Origin of the sequence: Bacillus sp. GBSW19 (assembly GCF_002998655.1) — a bacterium.
GTDB lineage: Bacteria > Bacillota > Bacilli > Bacillales > Bacillaceae > Bacillus.
In genome coordinates, this window is record NZ_PVRF01000002.1 from 668477 (window position 1) to 694440 (window position 25964).

The 25964-nt window shown below is 42.1% G+C and carries 30 protein-coding genes and 1 riboswitch; of the genes, 12 read left to right on the forward strand and 18 right to left on the reverse strand.

What is annotated here, in order from left to right; translation table 11 throughout:
- The first annotated feature begins 22 nt into the window (after nt 1-22).
- Nucleotides 23-868 carry an AraC family transcriptional regulator gene (locus C6344_RS13185; RefSeq protein ID WP_034660412.1) on the forward strand — a complete coding sequence of 282 codons (846 nt, stop codon included), beginning with the start codon at nt 23-25 and terminating at the stop codon, nt 866-868.
- Nucleotides 869-903: 35 nt separating this feature from the next.
- Here the strand turns inward: C6344_RS13185 and C6344_RS13190 are convergent, their stop codons facing one another.
- A complete protein-coding gene (locus tag C6344_RS13190) occupies nt 904-1161 on the reverse strand; it encodes a hypothetical protein (protein ID WP_003215318.1) in 258 nt (85 codons plus the stop codon).
- A 27-nt stretch (nt 1162-1188) separates the two neighbouring features.
- Nucleotides 1189-1572, reverse strand: coding sequence for a GtrA family protein (locus tag C6344_RS13195; RefSeq protein ID WP_012011676.1), 384 nt, complete (start codon nt 1570-1572; stop codon nt 1189-1191).
- Between the two features lie 456 nt (nt 1573-2028).
- On the opposite strand from C6344_RS13195, the gene C6344_RS13200 reads away from it, so the two are divergent.
- From C6344_RS13200 to C6344_RS13220, 5 genes are all read left to right on the forward strand, one after another.
- Nucleotides 2029-2169 (forward strand): anti-repressor SinI family protein, encoded by a 141-nt coding sequence (locus tag C6344_RS13200; protein ID WP_008345506.1) that lies wholly within the window; start codon nt 2029-2031, stop codon nt 2167-2169.
- 296 nt (nt 2170-2465) lie between these two features.
- Entirely contained in the window at nt 2466-3155 is a 690-nt protein-coding gene (locus tag C6344_RS13205; protein ID WP_106038932.1) for a class I SAM-dependent methyltransferase, read from the forward strand.
- Nucleotides 3148-3819 carry a glycosyltransferase family protein gene (locus C6344_RS13210; RefSeq protein ID WP_034660733.1) on the forward strand — a complete coding sequence of 224 codons (672 nt, stop codon included), beginning with the start codon at nt 3148-3150 and terminating at the stop codon, nt 3817-3819. Before C6344_RS13205 ends, C6344_RS13210 begins: the two co-directional genes overlap by 8 nt.
- A 107-nt stretch (nt 3820-3926) precedes the next feature.
- The gene (locus C6344_RS13215; RefSeq protein WP_034660734.1) at nt 3927-4241 is read left to right on the forward strand and encodes a DUF485 domain-containing protein; all 315 of its coding nucleotides are present in this window, start codon (nt 3927-3929) and stop codon (nt 4239-4241) included.
- Nucleotides 4238-5779 carry a solute symporter family protein gene (locus C6344_RS13220; protein WP_106072992.1) on the forward strand — a complete coding sequence of 514 codons (1542 nt, stop codon included), beginning with the start codon at nt 4238-4240 and terminating at the stop codon, nt 5777-5779. The genes C6344_RS13215 and C6344_RS13220 overlap by 4 nt, the downstream gene beginning before the upstream one ends.
- Before the next feature lie 26 nt (nt 5780-5805).
- Here C6344_RS13220 and C6344_RS13225 read toward each other — a convergent pair whose 3' ends face one another.
- The 4 genes from C6344_RS13225 to cidR all read right to left on the reverse strand — a co-directional run bounded on the left by C6344_RS13225 (nt 5806) and on the right by cidR (nt 8699).
- Nucleotides 5806-6180, reverse strand: a complete 375-nt coding sequence (locus C6344_RS13225) for a nuclear transport factor 2-like protein (RefSeq protein ID WP_106072993.1) — start codon at nt 6178-6180, stop codon at nt 5806-5808.
- Between the two features lie 134 nt (nt 6181-6314).
- The gene (gene thiE / locus C6344_RS13230; protein WP_106072994.1) at nt 6315-6983 is read right to left on the reverse strand and encodes a thiamine phosphate synthase; all 669 of its coding nucleotides are present in this window, start codon (nt 6981-6983) and stop codon (nt 6315-6317) included.
- Complete coding sequence (thiM, locus tag C6344_RS13235; protein ID WP_066031557.1) at nt 6970-7794, reverse strand: hydroxyethylthiazole kinase; 825 nt, start codon at nt 7792-7794, stop codon at nt 6970-6972. The genes thiE and thiM overlap by 14 nt, the downstream gene beginning before the upstream one ends.
- A gap of 17 nt (nt 7795-7811) precedes the next feature.
- The gene (cidR, locus tag C6344_RS13240; protein WP_003214744.1) at nt 7812-8699 is read right to left on the reverse strand and encodes a cidABC operon transcriptional activator CidR; all 888 of its coding nucleotides are present in this window, start codon (nt 8697-8699) and stop codon (nt 7812-7814) included.
- A gap of 165 nt (nt 8700-8864) precedes the next feature.
- Here cidR and C6344_RS13245 point away from each other — a divergent pair, with 165 nt between their 5' ends.
- Both C6344_RS13245 and C6344_RS13250 read left to right on the forward strand, forming a co-directional pair.
- Nucleotides 8865-9248 (forward strand): CidA/LrgA family holin-like protein, encoded by a 384-nt coding sequence (locus C6344_RS13245; protein ID WP_012011691.1) that lies wholly within the window; start codon nt 8865-8867, stop codon nt 9246-9248.
- A complete protein-coding gene (locus tag C6344_RS13250; protein WP_034660418.1) occupies nt 9242-9922 on the forward strand; it encodes a CidB/LrgB family autolysis modulator in 681 nt (226 codons plus the stop codon). The genes C6344_RS13245 and C6344_RS13250 overlap by 7 nt, the downstream gene beginning before the upstream one ends.
- Before the next feature lie 35 nt (nt 9923-9957).
- Here C6344_RS13250 and C6344_RS13255 read toward each other — a convergent pair whose 3' ends face one another.
- The gene (locus C6344_RS13255; RefSeq protein WP_106072995.1) at nt 9958-11139 is read right to left on the reverse strand and encodes a class I SAM-dependent rRNA methyltransferase; all 1182 of its coding nucleotides are present in this window, start codon (nt 11137-11139) and stop codon (nt 9958-9960) included.
- A gap of 118 nt (nt 11140-11257) precedes the next feature.
- Between C6344_RS13255 and glxA the strand changes: the two genes are divergently transcribed.
- Complete coding sequence (glxA, locus tag C6344_RS13260) at nt 11258-11641, forward strand: glyoxalase GlxA (protein ID WP_034660421.1); 384 nt, start codon at nt 11258-11260, stop codon at nt 11639-11641.
- A gap of 110 nt (nt 11642-11751) precedes the next feature.
- On the opposite strand, the gene C6344_RS13265 is transcribed toward glxA, so the two are convergent.
- The 3 genes from C6344_RS13265 to C6344_RS13275 form a co-directional block, all read right to left on the reverse strand.
- Nucleotides 11752-12480 (reverse strand): amino acid ABC transporter ATP-binding protein, encoded by a 729-nt coding sequence (locus tag C6344_RS13265; RefSeq protein WP_060597561.1) that lies wholly within the window; start codon nt 12478-12480, stop codon nt 11752-11754.
- Nucleotides 12477-13121, reverse strand: coding sequence for an amino acid ABC transporter permease (locus C6344_RS13270; RefSeq protein WP_003215015.1), 645 nt, complete (start codon nt 13119-13121; stop codon nt 12477-12479). Before C6344_RS13270 ends, C6344_RS13265 begins: the two co-directional genes overlap by 4 nt.
- Nucleotides 13122-13190: 69 nt before the next feature.
- On the reverse strand, nt 13191-13955 hold the full coding sequence (locus tag C6344_RS13275; protein WP_034660424.1) for a transporter substrate-binding domain-containing protein: 765 nt from the start codon (nt 13953-13955) through the stop codon (nt 13191-13193).
- 528 nt (nt 13956-14483) lie between these two features.
- Here C6344_RS13275 and C6344_RS13285 point away from each other — a divergent pair.
- Together C6344_RS13285 and C6344_RS18880 are read left to right on the forward strand one after the other, a co-directional pair.
- Entirely contained in the window at nt 14484-15569 is a 1086-nt protein-coding gene (locus C6344_RS13285; protein WP_060597562.1) for a Rap family tetratricopeptide repeat protein, read from the forward strand.
- Nucleotides 15570-15588: 19 nt separating this feature from the next.
- Nucleotides 15589-15729, forward strand: coding sequence for a hypothetical protein (locus C6344_RS18880; protein WP_162839379.1), 141 nt, complete (start codon nt 15589-15591; stop codon nt 15727-15729).
- Nucleotides 15730-15777: 48 nt separating this feature from the next.
- Here C6344_RS18880 and ywaC read toward each other — a convergent pair whose 3' ends face one another.
- The 5 genes from ywaC to C6344_RS13310 all read right to left on the reverse strand — a co-directional run bounded on the left by ywaC (nt 15778) and on the right by C6344_RS13310 (nt 22021).
- Nucleotides 15778-16410, reverse strand: a complete 633-nt coding sequence (ywaC, locus tag C6344_RS13290) for a GTP pyrophosphokinase YwaC (protein WP_003215004.1) — start codon at nt 16408-16410, stop codon at nt 15778-15780.
- Between the two features lie 94 nt (nt 16411-16504).
- On the reverse strand, nt 16505-17518 hold the full coding sequence (locus C6344_RS13295) for an ABC transporter permease (RefSeq protein WP_034660426.1): 1014 nt from the start codon (nt 17516-17518) through the stop codon (nt 16505-16507).
- Entirely contained in the window at nt 17515-19011 is a 1497-nt protein-coding gene (locus C6344_RS13300; protein ID WP_106071309.1) for a sugar ABC transporter ATP-binding protein, read from the reverse strand. Before C6344_RS13300 ends, C6344_RS13295 begins: the two co-directional genes overlap by 4 nt.
- 69 nt (nt 19012-19080) lie before the next feature.
- Nucleotides 19081-20199 carry a sugar ABC transporter substrate-binding protein gene (locus C6344_RS13305; RefSeq protein ID WP_106030659.1) on the reverse strand — a complete coding sequence of 373 codons (1119 nt, stop codon included), beginning with the start codon at nt 20197-20199 and terminating at the stop codon, nt 19081-19083.
- A 168-nt stretch (nt 20200-20367) separates the two neighbouring features.
- Nucleotides 20368-20477, reverse strand: a riboswitch (SAM riboswitch).
- A gap of 116 nt (nt 20478-20593) precedes the next feature.
- The gene (locus C6344_RS13310) at nt 20594-22021 is read right to left on the reverse strand and encodes a DUF1565 domain-containing protein (RefSeq protein ID WP_106073049.1); all 1428 of its coding nucleotides are present in this window, start codon (nt 22019-22021) and stop codon (nt 20594-20596) included.
- A gap of 368 nt (nt 22022-22389) precedes the next feature.
- Between C6344_RS13310 and C6344_RS13315 the strand changes: the two genes are divergently transcribed.
- Nucleotides 22390-23481 carry a branched-chain amino acid aminotransferase gene (locus C6344_RS13315; protein ID WP_106038311.1) on the forward strand — a complete coding sequence of 364 codons (1092 nt, stop codon included), beginning with the start codon at nt 22390-22392 and terminating at the stop codon, nt 23479-23481.
- Nucleotides 23482-23795: 314 nt separating this feature from the next.
- Here the strand turns inward: C6344_RS13315 and C6344_RS13325 are convergent, their stop codons facing one another.
- The 3 genes from C6344_RS13325 to C6344_RS13335 all read right to left on the reverse strand — a co-directional run bounded on the left by C6344_RS13325 (nt 23796) and on the right by C6344_RS13335 (nt 25963).
- On the reverse strand, nt 23796-24194 hold the full coding sequence (locus C6344_RS13325; protein ID WP_034660737.1) for a hypothetical protein: 399 nt from the start codon (nt 24192-24194) through the stop codon (nt 23796-23798).
- Between the two features lie 117 nt (nt 24195-24311).
- Nucleotides 24312-25640: a 6-phospho-beta-glucosidase gene (locus tag C6344_RS13330; RefSeq protein ID WP_106072996.1), complete on the reverse strand. Its 1329-nt coding sequence runs from the start codon at nt 25638-25640 to the stop codon at nt 24312-24314.
- A complete protein-coding gene (locus C6344_RS13335) occupies nt 25637-25963 on the reverse strand; it encodes a PTS lactose/cellobiose transporter subunit IIA (protein WP_003215078.1) in 327 nt (108 codons plus the stop codon). Before C6344_RS13335 ends, C6344_RS13330 begins: the two co-directional genes overlap by 4 nt.
- Between the last annotated feature and the right edge of the window lies 1 nt (nt 25964).

The window sequence follows — 25964 nt, forward strand, 5'->3', positions numbered from 1 at the left end:
GCTGCGAAGGAGGATTTCCAATTTGAAGAAGGAAGCATTTGCATTTCGTTTTCACCATTCTGATGTGACATTGCCGGCGCAAATATGGTCTGTTGGCTGGGAAGTACAATCATCTTCGTTATATAGCTGGAATGGCGTGGAGCGGAAAGATCAGGGCAAGTGCATCTTTCAGCTCACACTGTCTGGACATGGCATGATTGAAATCGGAGAGAAACGTTTCAAAGTGTTGCCGGGTCAGGCCTTTCTCGTGAAAAGCCCAAGTGCCTATCAATATTATTTTCCAGAGGACAGTGAGCATTGGGAATTCCTTTATTTAACGCTTTACGGGGAAGCCTGCGATCTTTGCTTTGACCAATTTATTGACCAAGGAAAGCAGGTCATGCGTTTTCATCCAAATTCCAGACCGATCCGCCTGCTCAAGAACATTTATGATGAAGCCAGTGAAAGACGGATTACCAATCCATTTGAGGGGTCTAGCCTTGCTTATCAATTTGTCATGGAACTATATTCATATTTGCCAAAGCTTGAGGGACAAATGGAGAAATGGCCCGAGCCCATCGTTCAAGCTGCCTTGTTTGCCAGCCATCATTTTCACGAGGAAATTGGCCCGGACGATATGGCAGCTGCGGCACGTTTATCCAAAAGTCATTTTACGAGGGAATTCAAAAAGGCCACTGGCTTCACACCTATTCACTATCTAACCAATATCCGGTTAGAAAAGGCGGAAACGTTACTGAAAACAACAAAATACTCGATTGAAGAAATCGCCATACAGTGCGGCTACCGAAATGCGAATTACTTGAATAAAGTCTTTCGAAAGAAAATCGGCATGTCTCCAAAGCAACTGCGGGAAACAAGCGATGCATAATAAAAAGCAGCCGCTTTCACAATTGGCTGCTTCTTTTACGCTTTCGTCAGGTCAACATGAATTCTCCCTTGTCTTAAAACAATGGTCATTTGCGTGTCAGGTGTCATTAAGTTTTCTAAAATGTCCGTTGCCGTTTGAAGCGCAATGTCCATTCGGTTGATCTTTTCCTTTTCTTGTTCCGAAAACGCTTCTGGATGTGCGGTCATTTCTTTGACTAGCCTCAGCACTTGTTCATGCTGCTTTTCTGTTTGCTGATATATGACATCATATAATTCGTCTGGCCTGCTGCTCATTTCACATCACCTATCTTTTTTCATGTGTTAAATCGCATCTTCTTTTGTTTTCTTGAAGACGAACCATTTACTGGCGACATAATTCACGACCACAATCACAAAGTTGACAAGAATTTTTGCGACGGTTTCATTGAGCGCCATTTGGCTCACAAATAAAATCATCAGCCCCAGATCTACACCTAGAGACATGAGACGAACACTAAAAAATGAAGAAAGCTCACGCATAAGGCTTTTCGTATCACGAGCCTTTTGCTTGAAGACATACTTCTTATTGGTGATATAAGCAAAGAGAACAGCAAATACCCATGAAACAACTGTAGCTGTTTTATAATCCATGGAAAACATCTCAACGAATAAGTAGAAGCTGACTATGTTGACAATGGTTGTACACACACCCATCACAAGATACATGACAACTTCTTGATACTTTTGAAAAAGGCTATACATGTCTTTCTTCATTCCTTCTTGGTGGTTTCTGTTTCTTTTAGAATACCATCTTGAGAAGAACTTCCCAAACGAACAATATGTACGTCCTGAACAGATGAAATTTGTTCTACTTGATGGCAAATGTCAACCTAATTGGTTTATATAAGCCAAATGATTTAGGTCTTTTTCATTATTTTAATTTATAATCTTTTAACTGACTTTACAATTGTTTATTATTAGAAGTAAGAAATCAATATTTATGGGTTTTTTAGTCATTTTTTTAGGAACGTGGTAGGTGATAGATTTTACAAAATAGGTTAAATGTCATCATTTTTCGACAAAATCTATTTTGCGCTGTTTTCATCCACACGTACAGTTACTAGACGGTTTGTTCAAGTCATTGGTTGCAGATGAATATGTCTTATTGAACTGGAGGATATTATGGATACGCAAGTGAAAAGAAGAGTTGACGAAGAGTGGGTTTATTTGATTCAGGAAGCGAAAAAAATTGGACTAGGCATCGAAGAAATACAAGCTTTTTTAACATCCAACGGTGATCAGAAGATGATAAACAAACCGTAAATCAACGCCGTTATCCTTTGTCTTTCAGACTGCTTTGGCTAAAAGACTTGTCAATTGACCTTTTGAAAATCCTTTCATGACGATACGCTACAGTAATTGAACACCCCTTCATACCAATCCCTTCCACTCATGGGGTTCTGTCTTTCTATATTAGGAGGACAGTCCGTTTCCCGTTCTTTATATGATCCCTTTATAGCCGCTATTCATGAAAATTGTCATTCTCACGTTATAAAACCAAGCTCCCCACCCATATATTAAGCATGAAAACAATGAGAAAGCAGAAAGGTGGGTAGAGCGTGAGTTCAGATTCCCTTTCCTATTATCACCAAAAAAAGGATCAGTATTATCATGGCGTGAACCCGGTCATTGTCAGCCGTATTCGTGAGGAATGGACGTCTTTATTGGATATCGGATGCGGCACAGGCAAACTTGGAAAAGTCCTGAAACAAAAGGGCCGGACCATTTATGGAATTGAATCGTTTGAGGATGCAGCAAAAGAGGCTGAGCAAGAGCTAGATCATGTGCTATGCGGAAATATTGAACAGATGACTCTCCCTTACGAACATGAACACTTTGACTGCATCATTTTCGGAGATGTCCTTGAACATTTATTGGATCCGTGGGCCGTTTTAAAGAAGGTCAAACCCTTCCTTAAAAAAGAAGGAGTCATCCTGTCATCCATTCCGAATATCGGTCACATATCAACAGTTTTAGAATTACTAGCCGGCAGATTCACTTATACAGATGCAGGATTAATGGATCAAACACATTTACGTTTCTTCACCCTTCACGAAATTCATGCACTCTTTCATTCAGCAGGCTTTCGTATTCGCGAACTCGAAACCATTCGCGTAAAGCATCCTTCCTATGCAAGCGTGATGAGTGATTTACATGAATTACTCATGAAGCATGGCATTCGTTCAGATTTTCACGAGGCCGCTACCGCCTATCAGTATGTGTTTGAGGCGGTTCAGTTTCATGAGTAACCCCACCATCCTGTTTGTTTTATGTGTAAATGATGAATCGATGTTTCAGGCTTGCTTTCGGCAGCTCGCTTCACTTCCTGCTCCCCATGGATATCATGTGGAGGTTTTGCCGATTAGACATGCATCCAGTATGACCTCTGCTTATAATGAAGCGATCACCCATCCAGCTCAGTTTAAAATTTATCTTCATCAAGATACCTTGATTGTCAAACAGCATATGCTGCTTGAGCTGATCCCGCTTTTTTTACAGCATCCATCACTTGGGATGGTTGGGGTCATAGGTGCAGAAAGCGTGCCTGACAATGGGATTTGGTGGGAGAGTTCTCATTGCCGGGGGAAAGTCATTGAATATCGTCACGACACTTATCAGCTGCTTTCGTTTGAAAGAGGTCGTCAACAACAGGCGGAAACACAAGATTATATCAACGCTTCGGCGATTGATGGTCTTTTCATGGCGACGCAGTATGATGTGAAGTGGCGTGAGGATCTCTTTGATGGCTTTCATTTTTATGATGTTTCGCAGTCCTTTGAATTCGTCCAGCAGGGCTATGAGGTTGGAATTGCGAGACAAGAAGAGCCTTGGTGTATCCACAAATGCGGAGATCATTTTGATGCAGAAACATATGAAAAAGCGAGACAAACATTTCTTGCGAATTATCGGTAGAAAGCACCCTTTTCGGGTGCCTTTTTTATGATATACTGTCATAAACAACCAGATCGTCTCATATGCATTGGAGTACCTTGTCCCTAATTCGTACAAAGGAGGAAACAATGGCAGACAAAAAAGTTCATTATAAGAAGGTTGCCGCTTCAGAGGATTTTCGAAAACTTCTCGAGGAAAAACGCAGATTTATCGTACCGATGACGATTTTCTTTTTTCTCTTTTACTTTTCACTTCCGGTTGCTACATCCTACTTCACCTTTTTGAACACGCCGGCAATTGGCGCGATCTCATGGGCTTGGTTATTCGCCCTCACACAATTTGTCATGACTTGGGTATTATGTGGACTTTATGCGAGAAAAGCAGCTCAGTTTGACAAATATGTAAGCGCTTTAAAAACTGAATCAAGAGGTGATGACGAATGAGCATGACCGCTTTTATTTTATTCATAGCGATCGTAGGGCTCACATTGGTCATCACATATTTTGCTGCGAAAAAAACGAGCAATGCGAGCGATTTTTACACGGCAGGCGGAGGTTTGACTGGGTTTCAGAACGGCCTTGCCATCGCCGGGGACTATATGTCTGCCGCATCATTTTTAGGGATCGCTGGAATGATCGCGTTAAATGGATTTGACGGCTTTTTCTATAGCATTGGCTTTCTAGTGGCGTATCTTGTCGTTCTTTACGTTGTGGCCGAACCGCTTCGAAATCTAGGGAAATATACGATGGCCGATATGATTGCTGCACGATTTAAGCGTCCTGCCATTCGAGGGGTTGCCGCGTTTAACACAATCACAGTCTCTACTTTTTATATGATTGCACAGCTTGTTGGGGCAGGTGCATTAATCAAACTGCTTCTTGGCATTGATTACTGGATTGCTGTGCTGGTCGTAGGTGTCTTGATGACCATTTATGTAGTGTTTGGCGGCATGATCGCTACCAGCTGGGTACAGATCACAAAGGCTGTGCTTCTCATGCTTGGAACCCTGATTATTTCACTGCTTGTATTTGCAAAGTTTGATTTTAGTCTGCTGAAGATGTTTGAGGAGATGAAAACAGCGACCCCGCTCGGTGGGGCATTTCTTCACCCGGGAAATAAATATGATGTGCCTTTAGAGACACTGTCTTTGAACCTTGCTTTAGTGCTTGGGACAGCAGGTTTACCGCACATTTTGATCCGGTTTTATACGGTAAAGGATGCCATTTCTGCGCGTAAATCTGTTCTATCCGCTACGTGGATCATCGGTATTTTTTATTTAATGACGGTTTTCCTTGGCTTCGGTGCTGCTGCCTTTGTTGGAACAGAAGCGATCACAGCAGCAGATGCAGCAGGAAATATGGCCGCTCCTCTGCTCGCCCAAGCCCTTGGGGGTGATTTATTATTTGCCTTTGTTTCCGCTATTGCCTTTGCGACCATTTTGGCAGTGGTAACTGGTCTCGTCTTATCCGCAGCGTCTGCCTTTGCCCATGACTTTTATAGTCAGATCATCCGCAAAGGGAAAGCGAGTGAACGGGAACAGGTGAAGGCGGCACGCTTTGCTTCCATAGGCGTGGCCATTCTTTCCATCATTCTTGCATTATTTGCCCAATCCTTAAACGTCGCTTTTCTTGTGTCACTTGCCTTCGCCGTGGCAGCAAGTGCAAATTTACCATTGATTATCTTCACTGTCTTTTGGAAACGATTTAATTCTACGGGTGCCATTGCAGGGAGCTTAGTAGGACTGCTGAGCGCACTGATCATCGTCTCGCTCAGTCCAAGCGTCTGGGACCCATCGGGAACAGCCATCTTTACAGGAGATCCGCTCATCCCGCTGTCGAACCCTGGAATTATCTCGATCCCACTCGGATTCCTTGCCGCTTACTTAGGCACGATATTCTCCTCTGAAAAAGCAGATGAAGACACCTTTACGGAAATTCAAGTAAAGGCACATACAGGCATGCATATGGATACTGATTCATAAGGAAAAGCCGGCAGCGAGCCGGCTTTTTAATAGCGCTGAAATAACTCTGGATTTTTCGGAACGTTTTCTAAATAAACGATCTTTCCTTTGTCGTCCAGTTCTGCAATGTCAATTCCTTCTGCTGTATAGACACGGCCATCCGAAAGTTTCCCGCAAACAGCCCAGTTCGTTTCATATTTTCCGTCTTCTCTTTTTTTCCATCCATCCCACATATGCTTGATGTCTTCATGCACGTGGAAAAACGTGTTTAAAAACTGTGTAAACGCTTGGATGCCAGGCTTCTCGGCACTATTTAAGACAATCATGACATCGTCAGAAAACAATGCTAGCAATTCATTCAGTTGCTCCTGTCCTTTTCCTGCTTCATCGTAGCGGCGAAAATACGTATCGAGCACTTCCATTGTTCATTCTCCTTTATTTACCTGTCATTTCGAAAATAATCGAACAATTTAATTGTACACAATTGTTTCTCACCTGTCTATTTTCCCTGAAATCAGAAAAGACATGAATTGAGTCAATCCATGTCTCCTACAGGTTAAAGAGATGCTTTTTCTAATGCAACAAGTGCTTTCAATTTTTCTGCTGCTTTTTTTGGATCAGCGCTCTGGCTAATGGCGCTAATGATGCTAATACCATCTGCCCCTGCTTGGATGACTGGTGCAGCATTGTCGTATGTGATACCCCCGATGCCAACAATTGGAATATGAAGACCATGACGACGTACTTCAGTGATCAAAGATACTCCTTGGACACTGCGTGTATCCTTTTTCGTTTCTGTTGGATAAACTGGGCCCATGCCGACATAATCTGCGCCGTCCTTCATGGCTTGTTTCACTTCATCTAGGTTATGCGTAGACACACCTAATATTTTATTCCCGATCCGTTGTCTGACGTCTTCTGCATTTGTGTCTTCCTGTCCAACATGAACGCCATCTGCATCAAGGTCTATCGCTAGCTGTACATCATCATTCACAATAAAAGGAACATTTGCTTCTTGGCAAAGCACTTGAAGTTGACGAGCCAATTGTTTCTTCTCTCCTCCTTGCAAGGCTCCCTCGCCCTTTTCTCGAAATTGAAGCATGGTGATTCCGCCTTGAATGGCTTCTTTTACGACATCAAGCGGCGGTCTGCTTGTATTCGATGTTCCCATAATAAAATAAACCGATAATTGCTGTTTGATTTGCTGTTGATCAGCCTTTGTCATGTGAAATTCCCCCTATTCTCCCCATAGTCACCACATCATCGCCTGTTGTGTGTGTGAGTGCATTTAACAATTCCATTTGAAACGCCCCTGGCCCTTTATCCTGAGTGTAATGAGCTGCCCTTTCAGCTGCGACACCATAAAACAGTAATGCAGCTGCTGACGCATGAATAGGCCGTTCACCCACTGCACAAAATGCCCCGATGACAGACGTCAGTAAACAGCCGGTTCCCGTCACCTTGGTGAGCCATTCATGTCCATTATGAATAGACAACACGTCCTCTCCATCTGACACCACATCGACTTTTCCTGTGATCACCACAACGGTCTGAAGTGTCCTTGCCGCTTGTTTGGCTAGTGCCGATACATCTCCGTTCGCTGCTTTCGCATCAACGCCTTTTGACTCCCAGCCATCCACTCCAAGTAAATGAGCCATTTCTGCAGCATTTCCTCTGACAACGGTCATGTTCACTTGCTCTAACAGCTGTTTTGCCGCTTTCGTTCGAAACGTTGTCGCACCGACGCCGACAGGATCTAATAGAACAGGTACACCATTTTCATTGGCAGCTTGTCCAGCCAGAACCATGGCCTCCACCGTGTCCTTTGTCAATGTGCCGATATTGAGCACAAGTGCATCCGCCAACTGCGCCATTTCAGCCACTTCTTCTTTGGCATTTGCCATGACTGGCGAAGCGCCTAAAGCAAGCAGACCATTCGCTGTAAAATTCGTCACGACTTGATTGGTGATATTATGAACGAGTGGATTTTCCGCTCGAACCCTCTCCAATAAATGAGACACGCAGCTTGTTTTCATCCGTATCGTCCTCCCTTTTACTCTGCTCCCCACACATAGGATTTAGTATGCTTTAACCATTCTCTTGCCGCAAACGACAAATAGCGATCCTTTCGCCAAATGACTCCTAAATGCCACGGGATCGACGTGTTTAAGGAAATGACTTTCACCTTTTCAGGATCAAGATCACGGCAGATCCGCTCAGGCAGAAGACCAATTCCCAAGTTCTCGGCTACCATCTCACTAATGAAATCCCATTGAGACGTTTCATAAATGACATTGGGCCGGAATCCCGCATTCATACATTCATTCAATATCCGGCTATGCAGAACAAAATCTTCTCGAAAGAAAATAAAAGACTCTTCCTTTAAATCAGCTAAATCAACCTTATCACGACCTGCCATCGGATGTGATGGATGCGTCACGAGCTTCATGTCTTCTTTAATAATGGTGTACGTATGAAAAATTTTATCATTTGCAGGCAGAACAATGACACCAATATCTAACGAACCATCTTCGACCCCTTCCTCTACTTTAATAGAGCCGTGCTCCACCAATTGAAATGTGACATCTGGATACTGCTGGCGGAATTCTCCCATGACATTCGGGAAAAAACTCGATCCAATCATCGGCGGCAGCCCGATGCGAATATGTCCTTTTTTGACATTCATTAAATCATTTAGCTCGCTCGTTAAATTCTGAAATGATTGTGTGATTTCACTCGCCTGTGTATACATCGTTTGTCCAGCATCTGTCATTTCAACCTGCCGGCCATTTCGATAAAACAACTGCACCCCCAGCTCATCCTCGAGATTTTTGACCATCTTGGAAATGGTAGGCTGCGACACATAAAGAGATTGTGATGCTTTTGTGAAGCTTTTTAACCTCGCCACTTCTAAGAAATATGTTAAATGTCTAATGTCCACATGACTCACCCTTCCTATAGACAAAAGGAATACTAACTATTCGATATATGTATTTTACCTATAACTGAACGTGCTGTACACTTTAAAGTAAGCTAATCAATTGGAACGTTGTCATGTTTTTGTGAAACAGTGAACAATTTATATAGAAAAAGGAGTGAACAGAAAGTGAAATTGCTCAAAACGCCGCTGATTGCTGTCCTTCAGATTATGGCTTTGTTTGTTTTTGCGAAATTGATGAATGTGCTCGCGGCCTTTTTGCATTTAAGAATTCCGGGCACGATTTTAGGCATTCTGGTCATTTTCTTATTACTTCATTTTAAAATTATTCAATTAAAATGGATTGAACTTGGCGCCGTATGGCTGCTTGGAGAACTGCTGCTATTCTTTATCCCGTCAGCAGTTGGTGTCATTGATTATGGAACATTGCTTTCTCAATCTGGCACAAGTATTGTCCTTGTCGTCTTACTTAGTACCTTTGTCGTCATGCTCTCGACTGGTATCATGACGCAAATGATTGCGAAAAGAAAGGAGCGAAAAAAGCTATGTTAGTTGGCGCACTATTTCTGATCTTAACGGTTCTTTTATATCTCGGATCAAAAGCGGTGTATAAACGGCATCCGAAGGTCTATGTCTCCCCATTACTTGTGACGCCGCTTGTCCTTGTCGTCTTGCTATTAATCGTCAACATTCCTTACGATGCATACAATCAAGGCGGTAAATGGCTCACGAATATGCTTCAGCCTGCGACTGTTGCTTTTGCCATTCCTTTATATAAGTATTTTCACATTCTGAAGAAGCATGCAGTGGAAATTATTTTGAATGTGGCTTGTGGTTCTGTCATTGCGATCCTATCAACAGCATTTATCGCCAAGTTGTTTCATTTGGATACAGGCCTTATTGAAAGTCTTGTCCCAAGGTCGGTCACAACACCGGTGGCGATGAGTGTGTCAGAAATGATTGGCGGCATGCCGTCCGTTACGGCTGTATTCGTCATTTTAACCGCACTGTTTGGGTCAATCATCGGTCCAATGGTCATTCGTTATTTCCGTATTGATAATGACATTGCCATGGGCGTCCTGCTTGGAACAGGTGCACACGGGGCAGGAACATCGAAGGCATTTGAAATGAGCTCCGTCTCAGGGACGATCTCAAGTGTGTCGATGATTCTTTCAGCTATTATTACATTATGTGCAGCGCCTCTCCTCATGTCGTTTGCCTTATAAAAAAGCCATTTCCTTTATCGGAAAATGGCTTTTTCTTATGCTTGGATAAAGACAACCTTTAAATAATTTCCTTCAGGATAATTCTTCGTTGTACGGAAATCCTCAGGAAGTGTATATTCTTCAAGGATACGATAGGTTTGCCCTGATTCTTTAAAGGCCTGCGCAATAAATCCTTTGAATTTCTTCATACCAAATGCACTGCTATTCGTTGATGCCACAATGACGCCGTTCTCAGCTGTGATTTGGATGGCTTCTTTTAATAGCTTCTTATAATCCTTCGCCGCACTGAATGTGTGCTTTTTCGTGCGTGCAAAGGATGGCGGGTCTAAGATGACAAGATCATAAGACCATCCTTTTTTCGCTGCAAACGGAAAATATTTAAAGACGTCCATGACTTTCATATCCTGCCCGTCCACATCTATATCGTTGATTTCAAACTGTTCAGCTGTTTTTTTCAAACTGCGGTTTGCGACATCTACACTTGTCGTCCGGCTCGCTCCGCCAAGCGCTGCTGCCACTGAGAATGCGCCTGTGTAAGAAAATGTATTAAGCACGGTCTTTCCTTTTGCATAACGATCTCGAATCGCTTTTCTCACATGACGTTGATCAAGAAAAATGCCTGTCATCGCACCATCATTTAAGTAAACCGCTACGTTCATGCCATTTTCTTTCACGATGAGAGGAAATTCACCTTTCTCTCCCTTCACAAAATCATCATCTTCTATATACTGTCCAGACGTATCAAATCGTTTCTTTTCATAAATGCCTTTATAGTCTGGATATACGTGCTCAAGTGCAGCCAATACTTCCGCCTTGAATGTATAAACTCCTTCGCTATACCATTGGATGAGATAGAAACCGTCATAATGATCAATCGTGAAGCCGCCAATGCCATCTCCCTCTCCGTTGAACACACGGAAAGCAGTCGTCTGCGCATCACGAAATAAATGCGTTCTGCTTTTCGCTGCCTGCTCAAGCTTGGAGACAAAAAAGGCTTGGTCTATTTTTTCGTTGGCATCAAATGTGAGTACCCAGCCGATTCCTTTATTTTGTACACCATAATATCCTTTTCCTAAAAAGGCGCCTCGCTCATCCACCCATTCAATCAGCTCGCCTTCTTTCACACCGCTTACATGCGATACAGCATCTTTGGAAATGAGCGGATATCCCTTTTTCACTTGTTCTGCAAATGTTTGTTTTAATGAGATTTTTTTCATTTGTGTCATCCTTATCCTAAATTGACTCTCTCTATCCTATCATATGAATGTATACGTTACTCCTATTATGATAAGATGAGGAGAAAAATATCAACACACCATAGAGGAGGCTCTTTTTTTGACGACATTACGATTAGATCATACAGGTATTATGGTCACAAATATTGATCAGTCCATTGATTTTTATGAAAAGGTCGTGGGCATGAAATTAAAGGATCGCATCACTCATACAAACGGAGTCATTGAGCTTGCATTTCTCGGTTTTAAAGATGAGACAGAAACGGAAATTGAGCTCATCCAAGGGTACAGCAGCGACCTGCCATCTGAAGGAAAGGTCCATCATCTTGCCTTTACAACAGACAATATTCATGCTGAATTCAATCGTATTCAAAAGCTGCAAATTGAATTAATTGATGAAGAAATTACGACGTTACCAAATGGATACTGCTACTTCTTTTTCAGAGGCCCAGACCAAGAATGGATCGAATTCTTCCAGCGCTAATATTTCCTAGGAAATGAGGCCAGTTACCTTTATCATCATATAAACTGCGATATTTCTTAGGCTCCATAAAAGAAAAAGAGTAAGAGCATCCATATGCCCTTACTCTTTTTTTATAACACCTTACTAAGAAATGATTTTGTCCGCTCATGCTGCGGGTTTCCAAAGAGAGCCTCCGGTTTGTCTTCTTCGACAATATATCCGCCATCCATAAAGAGCACGCGGTCTCCTACCTCTCTCGCAAAGCCCATTTCATGTGTGACCACAATCATTGTCATGCCTTCGACGGCTAATTGTTTCATAACTGCTAATACATCCCCGACGACTTCAGGGTCAAGAGCAGATGTCGGTTCATCGAATAATAACACTTTCGGGTCCATTGCCAAGGCTCTTGCAATGGCGACACGCTGTTTTTGTCCACCAGATAATTGGTTAGGGTAGCTTTTGGCTTTGTCTTTTAAGCCGACCTTTTCAAGCAGGTCTATTGCTTTATCGACTGCCGCCTTCTTGTCGGCGCCTTTTACCTTCATCGGTGCGATCGTGATGTTTTCTAAAACGGTTTTATGAGGAAATAAATTAAAGTGCTGAAACACCATCCCCACTTCTTGTCGTACTTTATTGATATTCACCTTTGGATCTGTAATCGTATGTCCGTGGACAACGACTTCGCCAGCCGTAATATCTTCTAATTTATTGAGACATCTTAGAAACGTGCTTTTGCCTGATCCAGAAGGACCAATCACACACACTACTTCCTTTTCCTCGATGACTGCATTAATGTCCTTTAACACTTCGTGATCGCCAAAGGATTTCTTTAAATTTTTCACCGTAATCATACTCATTTGATATCAAATCTCCTTTCTGCGTAGCTAGCCAGTAGAGAAAGTAAATAAATGATCACGAAATAAATGATACCGACAATGAGCCAGACATTCAAAGGATCAAATGTTGCCGATGCTTGTACTTGTCCCCGCTGCATAATATCGGCGATTCCAATAATCGATAAGAGAGACGTGTCCTTCAAGCTGATGATGGCTTGGTTTGTAATCGCTGGAAGCATGCGGCGGAATGCCTGCGGAAGGACGATAAAGCGCATGTTTTGTCCCCCTGTAAAACCTAAGGAACGTGCAGCTTCTGTTTGTCCTTTATCAATGGACTGAATTCCTGCACGAATAATTTCTGAGAAATAAGCCCCTGCATTAATCGCTACTGTAATAATCCCTGCCGGCACTCGATCAAGCGATATGAATTCAAGTGTATTCAAACCAAAGTAAATGAAGAATAGCTGTACGATAAATGGTGTGCCTCGAATGGCATTGACAAAGACAAGTGCGATGAAGTTTAAGATTTTAAAAGGTGACAGACGGAATAATGCCACAATCAAACCGATGATAAATCCTAAAATGATGGCAACAACAAAGATATATAAAGTGGTTTGCAAACCATCCATTAAATATGGAAATGCATTAATAATCGTGTCCATGTTTCTCCCTCCCTAATTCACATACGGTGCCACATAAAGAAAGCGCGCTCGGAGCGCGCCTCGCTTGTGTTATGACTTCAAATATTTATCAATAATTTTGTCATATTCACCGTTTTTCTTTAGGTTCTCTAGACCTTTATTGATCTTTTTCAATAGGTCTTGGTTTTTCCCCTTCATCACAGAAATACCATACTGGTCTCCATTCAATCGGTCTCCAACTGTTTTCAATTTTAAATCTTGTTGTGCGATTGCATACGTAATGACAGGGTAATCCTCTATTAAGGCATCTGCATTTCCGTTTGAAACTTCTTGGAACATCGATGGGCTGTCATTAAATTGAACCACTTCATACCCATATTTATCTGCGTTATCTGATGCAAATTTTGCACCTGTCGTCCCATTTTTAACAGCTAGCTTTTTCCCCTTTAAATCATCAATTGATTTGATGCTGCTGTCCTTTTTCACAACAACTGTCAGTCCAGCGTCGAAGTATGGATCTGAGAAATCTACCTTCTTCTTACGCTCATCTGTAATACTCATCCCGCCCATTCCTACATCAAGCTGGCCTGCCTGCATTGCTGGAATAATGCCTGAGAAGTCCATAGCTTCAAGTTTCACTTTGAAGTCTTGGTCTTTCGCGATTGCGTTAATCAGATCAACGTCTATTCCTTCATATTTACCGCCCTTTTCAAATTCAAACGGCGGATATGTTGTATCTATCCCTATTTTATATGTGCCTTTGCCTTCTCCCGAACCGCTGTCCGATTTTGATCCACAGGCTGCCATGACGAGCACAACAATGAGTCCCATGATCAGTAACATCGATTTTTTCATAAAACACGACCCCCTATTGTCAGTTTTGTCTAAATATTCGCAATACAAATAATACTATACCACGCTAAATCTATAGCGTGTGATATTTTTTATCAATACCAAAGATCCATACAATACTAGATCAATAGTCTCTTTAAATTTTACTTTTTTGCGAATAACTCATTTTATTCTAAAAGAAGAGTGATTCACAATCATGATGTGAGATAATCTTACGAAAAAACGAGACATCACCTTGAAAATCTCCGTTTTTTCTAACATACGAAAACAGACTCTTGAATTACCTTCTTCTCTCTATTGATATCGTAATATATTTTTTCCAAAACCCTCTTTTTACCTAAAAATATGTAAACGCATACAAAAAGATGAATGATCCCTATTTCTTTCACAACTGGTTGAATTTACATCAAAAAACATGTTTTACAAATTGCAAGAGAGCGCTTAAAATATAAGAAGATACTGAATATGGAAAGTGAATTCAGATGAATGGACATCGAACTAGATGGATAGATGAAGAAAGGAGGATATAAATTGGCCGAAACAGGTGTTTTGTCGTCCGTTGATGTAGCGAATATGTTAAATGACTGGTATGTCATGATGAAAAAAAGAGAAATACAAGGTGCGATCCAGCTAAAAGAAGAGATTCTTCAAGCGTTTGATCGAATGGAAGAGAATCAAGACGTCTTACTTTACTATCAATTGCTAGAGTACCGTTTTAAGGATCTCATCGAAGATACAGCTTCGTTGGATCATAGTCTTTTTGTTGATGAAAATGCGATCCGTACAGATGACATGCTCAGTTACTATTTCTATTTCTTTAAAGGGATGTATGAAATGCGCAGAGGCAATCAGGATACGGCATTTCACCTTTTAAAATTGGCCGAGGATAAATTAGATCTCGTGCACGATGACATTGAAAAAGCAGAATTTCATTATAAAACAGGGTGTCTTTACTATAATATAAGGTCCACGCTTCTCTCCATACACCACTTAAAGATGGCTTCATCTATTTATGACGCAGATCCATGTTATGTGAAAAAATCAATCAGCTGTCAAATGATGCTCGCTTTGAATTATGCTGATCAATCGAAATATGATGAGGCAGAGTCATTATTTGAAGAAGTAATTCATTCACTAGAACAAATGGAAGACCCAGATTTACTTGGTCACGCGTATTGCAATGCAGCTTTTATTAAAAGTCTTAGAAATGAATACAGTGAAGCTGTGCCGCTCCTAGAAAAAGCTTTATTGATCGAGACATTTGAAACGTCTTCTCCAGGCGGCTACTTACTTGCCATGTATGCCTATACAAAAGCACTGTTCAAGCTGAAAAAGCCTGGTTTGTTCCACTATTATGTACAGCTTTCACTACAAAAAGCAGAAAATTTAAAACAACGAAACATTTCACTTAAATTATCCATTTTAGAAACACTTATGCTTCAGCCAGACAACATGATGGAGCAAATCAAATCTTATTGTGATCAATTAGAATCTATGAATTTCCTTGTCGATCTTGAAGCCATCTGTCAGGATGCAGCTGCTTACTTAACGGATCTTGGACTTCATGAAGAATCCACTTATTTCTGGAACAAGGCGTTGTCCTTAAAAACTTGTTAAAAATATGGAGTGATGTATGATGAAAAAATGGTTTATCACAACTGCGATTTTGACACTCTTGATAACAGGTGTTTCCATTGGCGCTTCTATCCAAAAAGACAGCCAATCTGCACAATCTCAAGATATCATTCAAAAGAGAGACCGCGGCACCAATCCTTAAAAATGAAAAAGAGCAGCTGTGAATATAACAGCTGCTCTTTTCTATGCGCTAATCAATTTCTCGTTTAATATTTTGCATTTTTTCATCTAAGTAATGGGCGATATCTGCCGCTTCCTTCAATTCATCGGTCAGCTGATGAGGGACATCGTTTTGCAGTTTATAATAGATTTTATGTTCAAGGCTCGCCCAAAAATCCATCGCTATGGTCCGCACCTGAATCTCAACCTTCACATGCTCCACACGATTCGTTAAGTACACAGGGATTTCCACAATTAAATGAAGACTTCTGTAGCCATTTGGTTTTGGATGTTGAATGTAATCCTTCACTTCAAGGATTTTTAGATCCTCTCTTTGCCTCAATACATCCATAATATTATAGATATCTTGAATAAAAGAGCAGATGATACGGACACCTGCGATATCATGGATATACTCCTTGGCACATTGTGTTGTGATGTCGCATCCTTTTCTTGCTAATTTATTTACAATGCTTTCAAAGGATTTGATTCGTGATTTTGTATGCTCTATTGGATTGTGTCCATGGATTAAATTATATTCCTGGCTGATAATTGAAAACTTTGTATCCATTTCATCTAATGCAAATTTATATACTAATAATTCATTTTTCCAGTCTTCCATGACGTTTTTCAAATCTTCTACATGAGTTGCTGACATATTCATTTCTTTTTGTCATCTCCTTTTGGGAAACGGCGGCTGCACCGCTTTCCGTTTACTAGACGGAGAAAAGACTCAAAAGGTTTTAAAAAATACGTCGTCAGCCTCGCTGTTTGTAATACGTTAACGCCAGCGCAAGCGCGAGTACAGAGCCTTTCACAATATCCATCGCGTAATAAGGGACAGACATCATCACAAGTCCATTTTGCAAAATACCGATGAGCACAGCCCCAATAAACGTACCAAATGCATTTGGCTTTCCTGCTCCCATGACGGAAAAACCGATAAAAGCTGCCGCTACGCCATCCATTAAATAAGGTGCGCCAGCATTTATTTCCGCTGTCATCACCCTTGATGCCAGCACAATACCACCGATTGCTGCAAATAAAGCCGAGAGCAGATATGCTGCGATTTTATATTTGTTTACATGAATACCGGACAATCGAGCCGCTTCCTTATTCCCTCCAATAATGTACATAAATCGGCCGTGCTTTGTGTAGGTCATGAAAACATGTGCAAATAGCACAATGGCTGCCATTAAGAGAATGATATATGGCACCTGGCCGATTTTGCTGAAAAAGGCGGGGATTGTGCCCGTTGAGAATGTACCGTCAGGCAGAACCATGTTTTCAGAAATGGTCGCCCCTTTCGTATACGTTTGAGCCAGTCCTTGAATGATAAACATCATAGCTAATGTCATGAGCATATCTGGAATTTTCATTTTGACAATCATCAAGGCATTGAGTAAACCAACAATAAGGGCAGCCGCTAGCGCAGAGAGAATCGCAATCAGCGGGTTTTGCGAAAACCACACGAACATAGAAATCACAATTGCATTCGATAACGTTGCGACTGATCCGACTGATAAATCAAAGCCGTTTACTGCCAATGAGATGGTAAGGCCCACCGCAATAATGGTCACAATGGAGATAGACCGTAATATATTGATGATATTCCCTGATTGCAAAAACGCTGGATTCGCTGCCGCAAATACCACAATCAATACGACAATGGTTAAGATCGTGCCATATCGATAAAAGAAATCAAATAGATGAAAGGATGGCCGCTGTTTTTTCATTTGCTGCACAGGGGCTGGAATTTGTCGTTCACTCATGATTGTCCTCCTGTTGAATGATATAAAAGCTCTTCCTCAGTCGTTGGCGCAGTCATTTCCCGGGCAATGCTGCCATCATACAGCACGTAGACTCGGTCTGCGATACCTGCAATCTCCGACAGCTCACTTGACGCATAAATCACAGATTTCCCGCGGTCGGCAAGCTCTGCAATCAGGGTGAAAATATCTTTTTTCGCTCCAACGTCAACGCCTTTTGTTGGTTCATCAAAGAGATAGATATCCGCTTCAGCCAGCAGCCATTTTCCTATGGAAATCTTCTGTTGATTTCCACCGGATAGATGCTTCACCTTTGCTTCAAGAGATGGGGTTTTGACACCAAGCCGTTTGACGATTACGTCTGCTTCCCGCTTTTCCTTCGAACGATGTAAGAAGCTGAACACTCTTGAGAATGAACGAAGACTTGCAGCCGTTAAGTTCCATCCCACGCTCTCTTCTGTTAGAACCCCTTCCTTTCTACGTTCTTCCGGCACAAGGGCCATTCCAGCTCTCACGGCTTGATGAGGCGATGTGATGCGTACGGTTTGACCATGAAGCTGCACAGTTCCCGTCTTTTTTTCTGAGGCGCCGAAAAGGGCTTTACACAATTCCGTTTTTCCAGCACCGACAAGGCCTGCAATTCCGAGAATTTCTCCCTTTTTCACGTGAAGATGAATGTTGCGTAATTTATGCTGGTCGTTTAGCTGCTTCACTTCAAGCACAATAGGTGCATCCTTCAAAGGTGTACGGAGCGGGAATTGCTCCTCTAATGGCGCACCTAGCATTTCTTCAATAATCTGCTGCGGATTTGTATCTTGAACGAGGTGTTTTGCGACATCGGTTCCATTTCGCATCACTGTCAGTTCATCACAGATGGTGAAAATTTCAGGCATGCGATGGGAGATAAACACAATGCCCGTTCCATTCTGTTTCAGCCGATCAATCATTGAGAATAACTTGCTTGTTTCTGTATGACTAAGAGGGGCCGTTGGTTCATCTAAGATTAAAATGCTGCATTTAATCGAAACGGCCTTGGCAATGAGCACCATCTGTTTTTCTGCAAGGGTCAGATCACTCACAAGGCGTTTTGTGGAGATGTCGATGTCCATTTCTTTTAATAGTTGAGCTGCCTTACGGTGCAGCTCTTTCCAGCCGACAAATGTTTTTTTCTCAATCTGATGCATCATCATATTCTCACCAACACTTAAGTAGGGAACTAGCGCCGTATCCACTTCTTGATGGACCGTCTGCACACCATATGAGGCCGCATTCTTTGGGGTTTGAATGGATGCCGCCTGACCATTGATATGGATGCTTCCTTCATAGTGCGAATGAGCGCCAGAAAGAACTTTCATTAACGTGGACTTCCCAGCACCATTCGCTCCAATCAGCGCATGAACCGTCCCTTTTTTTAATGTAAAATTCACTTGATCTAACGCTTTTACTCCTGGGAATTCAATCGAAATATGTTTCATACAAACAAGCGGCGAAGTCATAGGTGTCCTCCTTCTCATGATCATCATCTGAAAAACGAAACACTCTCTATGGAAGAGAGTGCACGTCGTTTATTTTGTATAATGCTTCTTCAAGGTCTTCATCCAATCTTCTTCAAAAGCAGTCGATGAGCCGAACCCCTTCACTTCGTCTGCAAGATTGACCATATTGATGGCTTTTCCTGCTTGTTGAAGCTGATTCTGCGAGATGAGAGAGGCCTCAAGGTCATAGGAAGATGGCGTTTTCTCACCCGCTATTTTCTTCGCAAGAATTCTCACGTCAACAGCGCCGATGAGCTTCGGATCAACCGCTGCTGTGTACTTCCATGGACTTTCTTTCGCTGTCATTTCTTGAAGATCAGCATTTGACACATCAATCCCGTAAATCTTCACTTCTGTTCTTCCTGCTTCCTTTAGCGCTCTTGCTGCGCCAATGGCAAAGGCATCCCACGTGGCAAAAATAGCGTCAAGTTTACCCTTTGGATATTTATTCAGCATGGCTGCTACTGCATTTTGCGTTTGAACAGACGTATCAGAGGAAGCAATGCCAAAGCGGTCAAGTTCCTTGATCCCTTTGTGTTGGTTGAGCGTTTCTTGATAGACCTTGTTTCGTCTCACCATTGGCGGGAACCCATCTACCCAGAGGTATGCAATATTTGCTTTTCCTTTAAAATCAGATACGAGTGCGTCTAATGATTTTTTCGCTAATTGTTCGTCATCTTGAGACGTCACTGTGACCCCTTTGATGTCCTTCAGCTTAGGATTCGAATCAAACGCTACGACTGGAATGCCCTTCGCTGTAATCTTTTTCACGTCAGCGACGGTCGCCTCGTCGTCCCCATGAGAGATGATAAAGCCATCATAATTTTCTTCCAGCGCCTGAGAGATCGCATCATGGAATTTCGCTGTATCTCCATTTGCGGTGTAGACATCTACCGTAAAGCCAAGCGCTTCACCTTCTGCCTTCGTCCCAGCTAAAAACTGCGCTGTATGATCATCTCCTCCGATTTTACGGATGACTTTAATTTTTGCTCCCTGTCCCTTTGCAAATCGCTTCGGTACATTGTCAAAGGAGACCTTTTCGTTCGCATTTGCCTTTGAGCCTGCACTTGATCCAGTGCCGCAGCCCGTTAATAGGATCGTCAATACCATTAATAATATAAGACATGATGTAAAATGCTTACGCTTCATTGCTGTTCCTCCTCAAGTTGTTTTTATTTTCCACATCGGAAAACTAGGTAAAACAGTGGGAAAACGCCAGTAAACTGTTCTTTCATTTGAAAAAGAGACGAAAAAAAGCCTCTCCTGGAAGAGAGGCTTGATCACCGTTGCATGAAACATGTATCGGGAAGTCTTCCTCTCTTATCTGTCAAAGCTGTAACAGCTTTGCAGGAATTAGCACCAATTTCTATAGTAGAAACGGTTGCCGGGCGTCATAGGGCCAGTCCCTCTGCCTCTCTTGATAAGAGATCCGTTATGAAATTTTGTTTTAGTTAAAATGTCTTCTTTACTTTAATGTGATGTCACATCAATGTCAATGATTTTTTTGAAAATTTAAAACAATGCGTTTGTGGTTCAGACATGCTTAACTTCCGATGATTTTCTTAGCAGGTGATGATTTCTTCAGGCGAAAGTCATATTTTTTCTCATTCACAAATTGTGGATTGAGGTGTGCTGATCCTTTATCTTGGCCGCTTTTCAAGAGATACGTTTTGTAGCCTTCCATCCATTTCCCGCGCCATACCCACTGTGATGTCTTTGCACCTTTTCGGTCGTCATACACGTTCTTCTGGAAGGTATTCTTTTGATTCACTCCATAAAGATTCACGACTAAGTAATGCGACGCACTCGCTGTCATAATATTATTCGTGATTCGATTGTTCACGGCTTGATATTGCATCAACAATTGACCGCCTTCTAAGCCGGCTGTGTCATTTTTGTACAAAATATTATGTGAGATCGTCGTATTTGTTGTTCCGCCTCGCTTTTTATCATAGCCGCCAATTGAAATGCCTGTATAACGGTTCAAATACACTTGATTGTGTTCGATGCGAATGCGATCTGCCATTTTTCCTTTATGTTCACTTGTGACTTCAATCCCCAGGTCATTGTGATGTGTGATGTTATGATCAATCACAATGTCCTTCCCGCCATCAACATAAATTCCGCCAGCGGAGATGTCTTTGCCATAGGCTGGATTTCCTGCACTCGTAATCTCATATACTTTGTTTTTAGATACGACACCATTTCTGACTTGATCGTACTTTTTAGAAGGTGCTACGTTCTCAAAACCAATTAAATCAATGCCTATATTATCTGTGTGGCGAACCGTGTTATGTGTCACACGGAACTTGTTGACGTTCCCATTTAGCACAAGCGCTTCACTGAAGCCAAGCTTTAATTTTTCAACAGTGTTTCCTTTGATTTCAATGTCTTCAATGGCCGCAGGAGCTTTTGTTCCATAGACCGCAATACCGTGCGCATTCCCATTTTTGTGTTTCGTCTGAATGTCATACACTCGGTTGTTGAGCAGTTTGACGCCTTTTCCGCTTCCTTTGATGAAAATACCGACTGGTGTCACATCTTCCTTATTCGTCTTGAGATGTCCCACCGTCAGACCTTTGAGGGTGATGTAGCTTTTTTGATCGATCGTGACAAGACCGCCATCTGCTTGATTTCCTTTAAGAGAAGCCCCGCTAATGACAGGTTTTTCTTTTCCGTAAGCTTGAAAGATAACGGGTGCTTTCTTTGTACCTGAATGGCGGACAATCAATTTCTCTTTGTATGTGCCGCCTCTCATGTAAATGGTTGCCCCGGCTTTCGCCATACTTGCCGCTTTTTTCAGCGTGCGAAAAGGTTTTTGCTTCGTTCCCGGGTTTTTGTCGTTTCCGTTTGGCGCCACGTAATAGGCTGTGCTTTGCTTAGCGCCAGCCTCCTCTGTCATCGCTTGACAGCCGAAGCTGATCACGGTCATGAATAAAATAAGTAAAATGCCTAGTATCGCTCGTTTCATCTTGTTGTTTGCTCCTTTCACTTCTCTTCTTCCTTTATCGGTTAAAAAAAAGAGGATTAAAATATGAGAATGCCCCTTGCAATGTACTAGTCAAAAGGTGTATGGTTGAAAGAATATCTTACAGGAAAATCATCCGCTTTTAAATTGTCAGATTAATCAGTTAATAATGCATTTGGATTTTATTTCTTTATTAAAAAGGGGTGACATGAGGCAGACTGATGGCAGAGAGAAGGAAAGCGCTTTAACAGATTTTTCTTATCTGAATTCCAGAAAAGCTATTGCTTATATTTTGTGAAGGTATAGAATAGAATCATAATTATTTCATATTATTAGAATTTTCAAATAATCAAACAGCAAGGAGATTTACGATGCCAAAACAACCCATCCGCGTTGAACTTAGTTCAACAAAAAAACCAAAACCTCAATCTGATCAACTTGAATTCGGAAAAATCTTCACAGATCACATGTTTGTGATGGATTATTCCATTGATCAAGGCTGGTACGATCCCAGAATTATACCTTATCAGGCCATTCCAATGGACCCAGCTTCGATGGTCTACCATTATGGGCAATCTGTTTTTGAAGGCTTAAAAGCTTATGTTTCTGAGGATCAGAAAATTCTCTTATTCCGTCCGGAAAAGAACATGGAACGCTTAAACAGATCCAATGACCGCCTGTGTATCCCGCAAATTGATACAGAAACGGTTTTAGAGGGCTTAAATGAACTCATTCGCATTGATAAGGATTGGGTACCTGATGCAGAGGGCACTTCCTTGTATATCCGTCCATTCATTATTTCCACTGAGCCGTATTTAGGCGTTGCGCCGTCAAGCACGTATAAGCTGCTGATTATCTTATCTCCAGTGGGATCTTACTATAAAGAAGGCATCCACCCGGTCAAAATTGCAGTTGAAAACGAATTTGTCCGTGCCGTTAAGGGCGGGACAGGAAATGCCAAAACAGCTGGAAACTACGCCTCAAGCCTCAAGGCACAGCAAGTCGCTGAAACCAAAGGCTTTTCACAGGTTCTTTGGCTTGATGGAGTCGAGAAAAAGTACATTGAAGAAGTCGGGAGTATGAATATCTTCTTTAAAATCAATGGAGAAATCGTGACGCCTGAATTGAACGGCAGCATTTTAGAAGGCATCACCCGTAACTCTGTACTTGAGCTGTTAAAACATTGGGGTATTCCAGTGACAGAGCGTAAAATTTCGATTGATGAGTTAATTGAAGCACATCAATCAGGTGAGCTTGAAGAAATCTTTGGAACTGGAACGGCGGCCGTCATCTCTCCTGTCGGGGAATTAATTTATCACGATCAGCCATATGTAATTCAAGATGGTCAAACAGGTGAAGTATCGAAGAAATTGTACGAAGCCATTACTGGTATTCAAAAAGGAACACAGCCAGATATCTTCGGCTGGACAGTAGAAGTCGACTCGGTCGTCAAACAGACTTAAGCATGTAAAAGAACCTTTCAGTCATGAAGGGTTCTTTTTTTGTTTATTTACCCCTCCAATATACCTTATAATGGTAATCATACGTATAAGGAGTGATGGTATGTTTTTTACTTATCTACTAGCGTTCTTTGGTATTTGTATCGGATCGATGATCATAGCTACAGGTTTCGACGATTCACCGTTTCACACCCGTGTTCTATTTAAGTTTCTCGGAATTTCTATCTTTGTTCTTTCTATTACTTTTGTGAAGGTTAGACGAAGGAGGTTACGCAACAAAAAGGCGAAATAGACTCAGATGTCCAGTCAGCCTTCCATCAAATTGTACACCAAAACAAGACCGATACACCCACAATCGCCCCTGCATATATCCACTGTTTCCTTTTTATGCTCCGCTTTCTTTCGATCAGTAAAAAGATCTCTGGTAAAAAGACGATGATGATTTCTAGGATAAAGACAAGATAATAAACAAGCGGCATGGGCTGGAAATCAAAATCTCTTTCATCTCCACCAATCGTTGCGAAATACATCAACAGGTTGGTCACTGGAATGGTAAAACAAACGAGCAGGCGGAGAACATAAATCCACACATACTGTCTATGACGAATAAGACCAATAAATGAAGCAATGATGCCATACAAAAACAAGACCACTGTGCCGTAACTCATCAGTGGTTGAACGATAAAGCCGTAAAGCATTAAACCAATTGCAACCATATTCAAACAGTCCTTTCTTTGAAGCCATACATGCTGTTTTTTCTATCATACACTTCTTTCTTGAATTCCCATATGGGGCAATGATAAAAAACGACCCCATAAAGGGGCCACTTTGTTTTACGCTTTGACTGATTTGAAGAATTGCGGTAAATATTCACGATGCGCTTCGAGCATTTCATCTAAAATTTGCTTTGCAATTTCATCAGATGGGACAAGCGGATTAATCGTCATCGCCACAAGAGCCGTCTCGTAATCTCCTGTTACAGCCGCTTCTGCTGCCACACGCTCGAATGATTTGATTTGTTGAACGAGCCCTCTCACAGCTACAGGCAGATCGCCCGTCGCAATTGGTTTTGGTCCGTCCTTCGTAATGATACAGTTCACTTCAACCGCTGATTCAGCCGGAATGCTGGCAATCGCCCCTCTGTTCACTGTATTGACAGGTTGGATGTCATGCTTATCATTATAGATGGAGCTGATTAAGTTACATGCCGCATCACTGTAATATGCCCCGCCTCTTTTTTCGAGCTGCGGTGGTTTAATCGATAAATCAGGATTTTTATAGAGCTCAAATAATTCTTGCTCAACCTGCTGTACAACCTCTGCTCTTGTTCCTTTTTCTTGGGCTGCTTTTTGCTCTTCTTCCAGCATATCTTTTGTTTTATAGTAATAGCGATGATACGGACATGGGATCACCCCTAAGCCTTTTACAAAAGAAGGTTCCCAGTTTTTCGCTTCAATGTTCTTCATAGACCACTGACTATTCGGATTTCCCAATTCATCGAGCACTTGATCCTTGATGCTGCCCCCGTCTAAATACACGTCTAACCCATAGACCATGTGATTGAGGCCCGCAAACTGTACCTCGATTCGCTCAACATCTACATCAAGCGCCTTGGCAATCCCCATTTTCATCCCAATGGGTACATTGCATAGACCGACTACTTTTTTTAGATTCGTGTAGCGCAGCACAGCTTCTGTGACCATGCCCGCCGGATTTGTAAAGTTCACAAGCCATGCATCTGGACAAAGTTCTTCCATATCCTTCACGATATCTAGAATGACTGGGATGGTTCGAAGTCCTTTAAATAAACCGCCTGGTCCGTTCGTTTCCTGACCGATGACGCCGTATTTGAGCGGGATTCTCTCATCTTTTGCCCGTGCTTCCAGCAGTCCTACACGAAATTGTGTCGTCACGAAATCTGCGTCCTTCAGGGCTTCCCGGCGGTCAAGCGTCAGGTGTACCTCAATCGGCAGACCCGCTTTTTCAACCATGCGTTTCGCGAGAGCGCCCACGATGTTTAACTTTTCCTGACCCGCTTCAATATCCACTAGCCATAATTCCTTTACAGGCAATTCATGATATCGTTTGATAAACCCTTCGACAAGCTCAGGCGTATAGCTCGATCCCCCGCCTATTGTGACAATTTTGATTCCATCTTTCATGAATTGACACCTCCGAGTTGCTTCATTTTTTCATGGAGCTCGATGATTTCCGCCGCGAGTTCCTTGACGGTCATTGCGTTCATGAGATGATCCTGGGCATGGATCATTAAGAGACTGATGTCGGTCTTTTCTCCTCTAATTTCTCCTTGGATCAGCTCTGTTTGTGCGTGATGCGCCTCATTTAACGCGTCTTGTGCTTCCTGCAATTTTTGCTTCGCCTCATCAAAATTTCCTTGCTTTGCACATGTAATGGCCTCCATCGCGGAGCTTCTGCCATTCCCGCCGTGTAAGATGAGTTGAAACACAATTTGTTCCATTTCCATC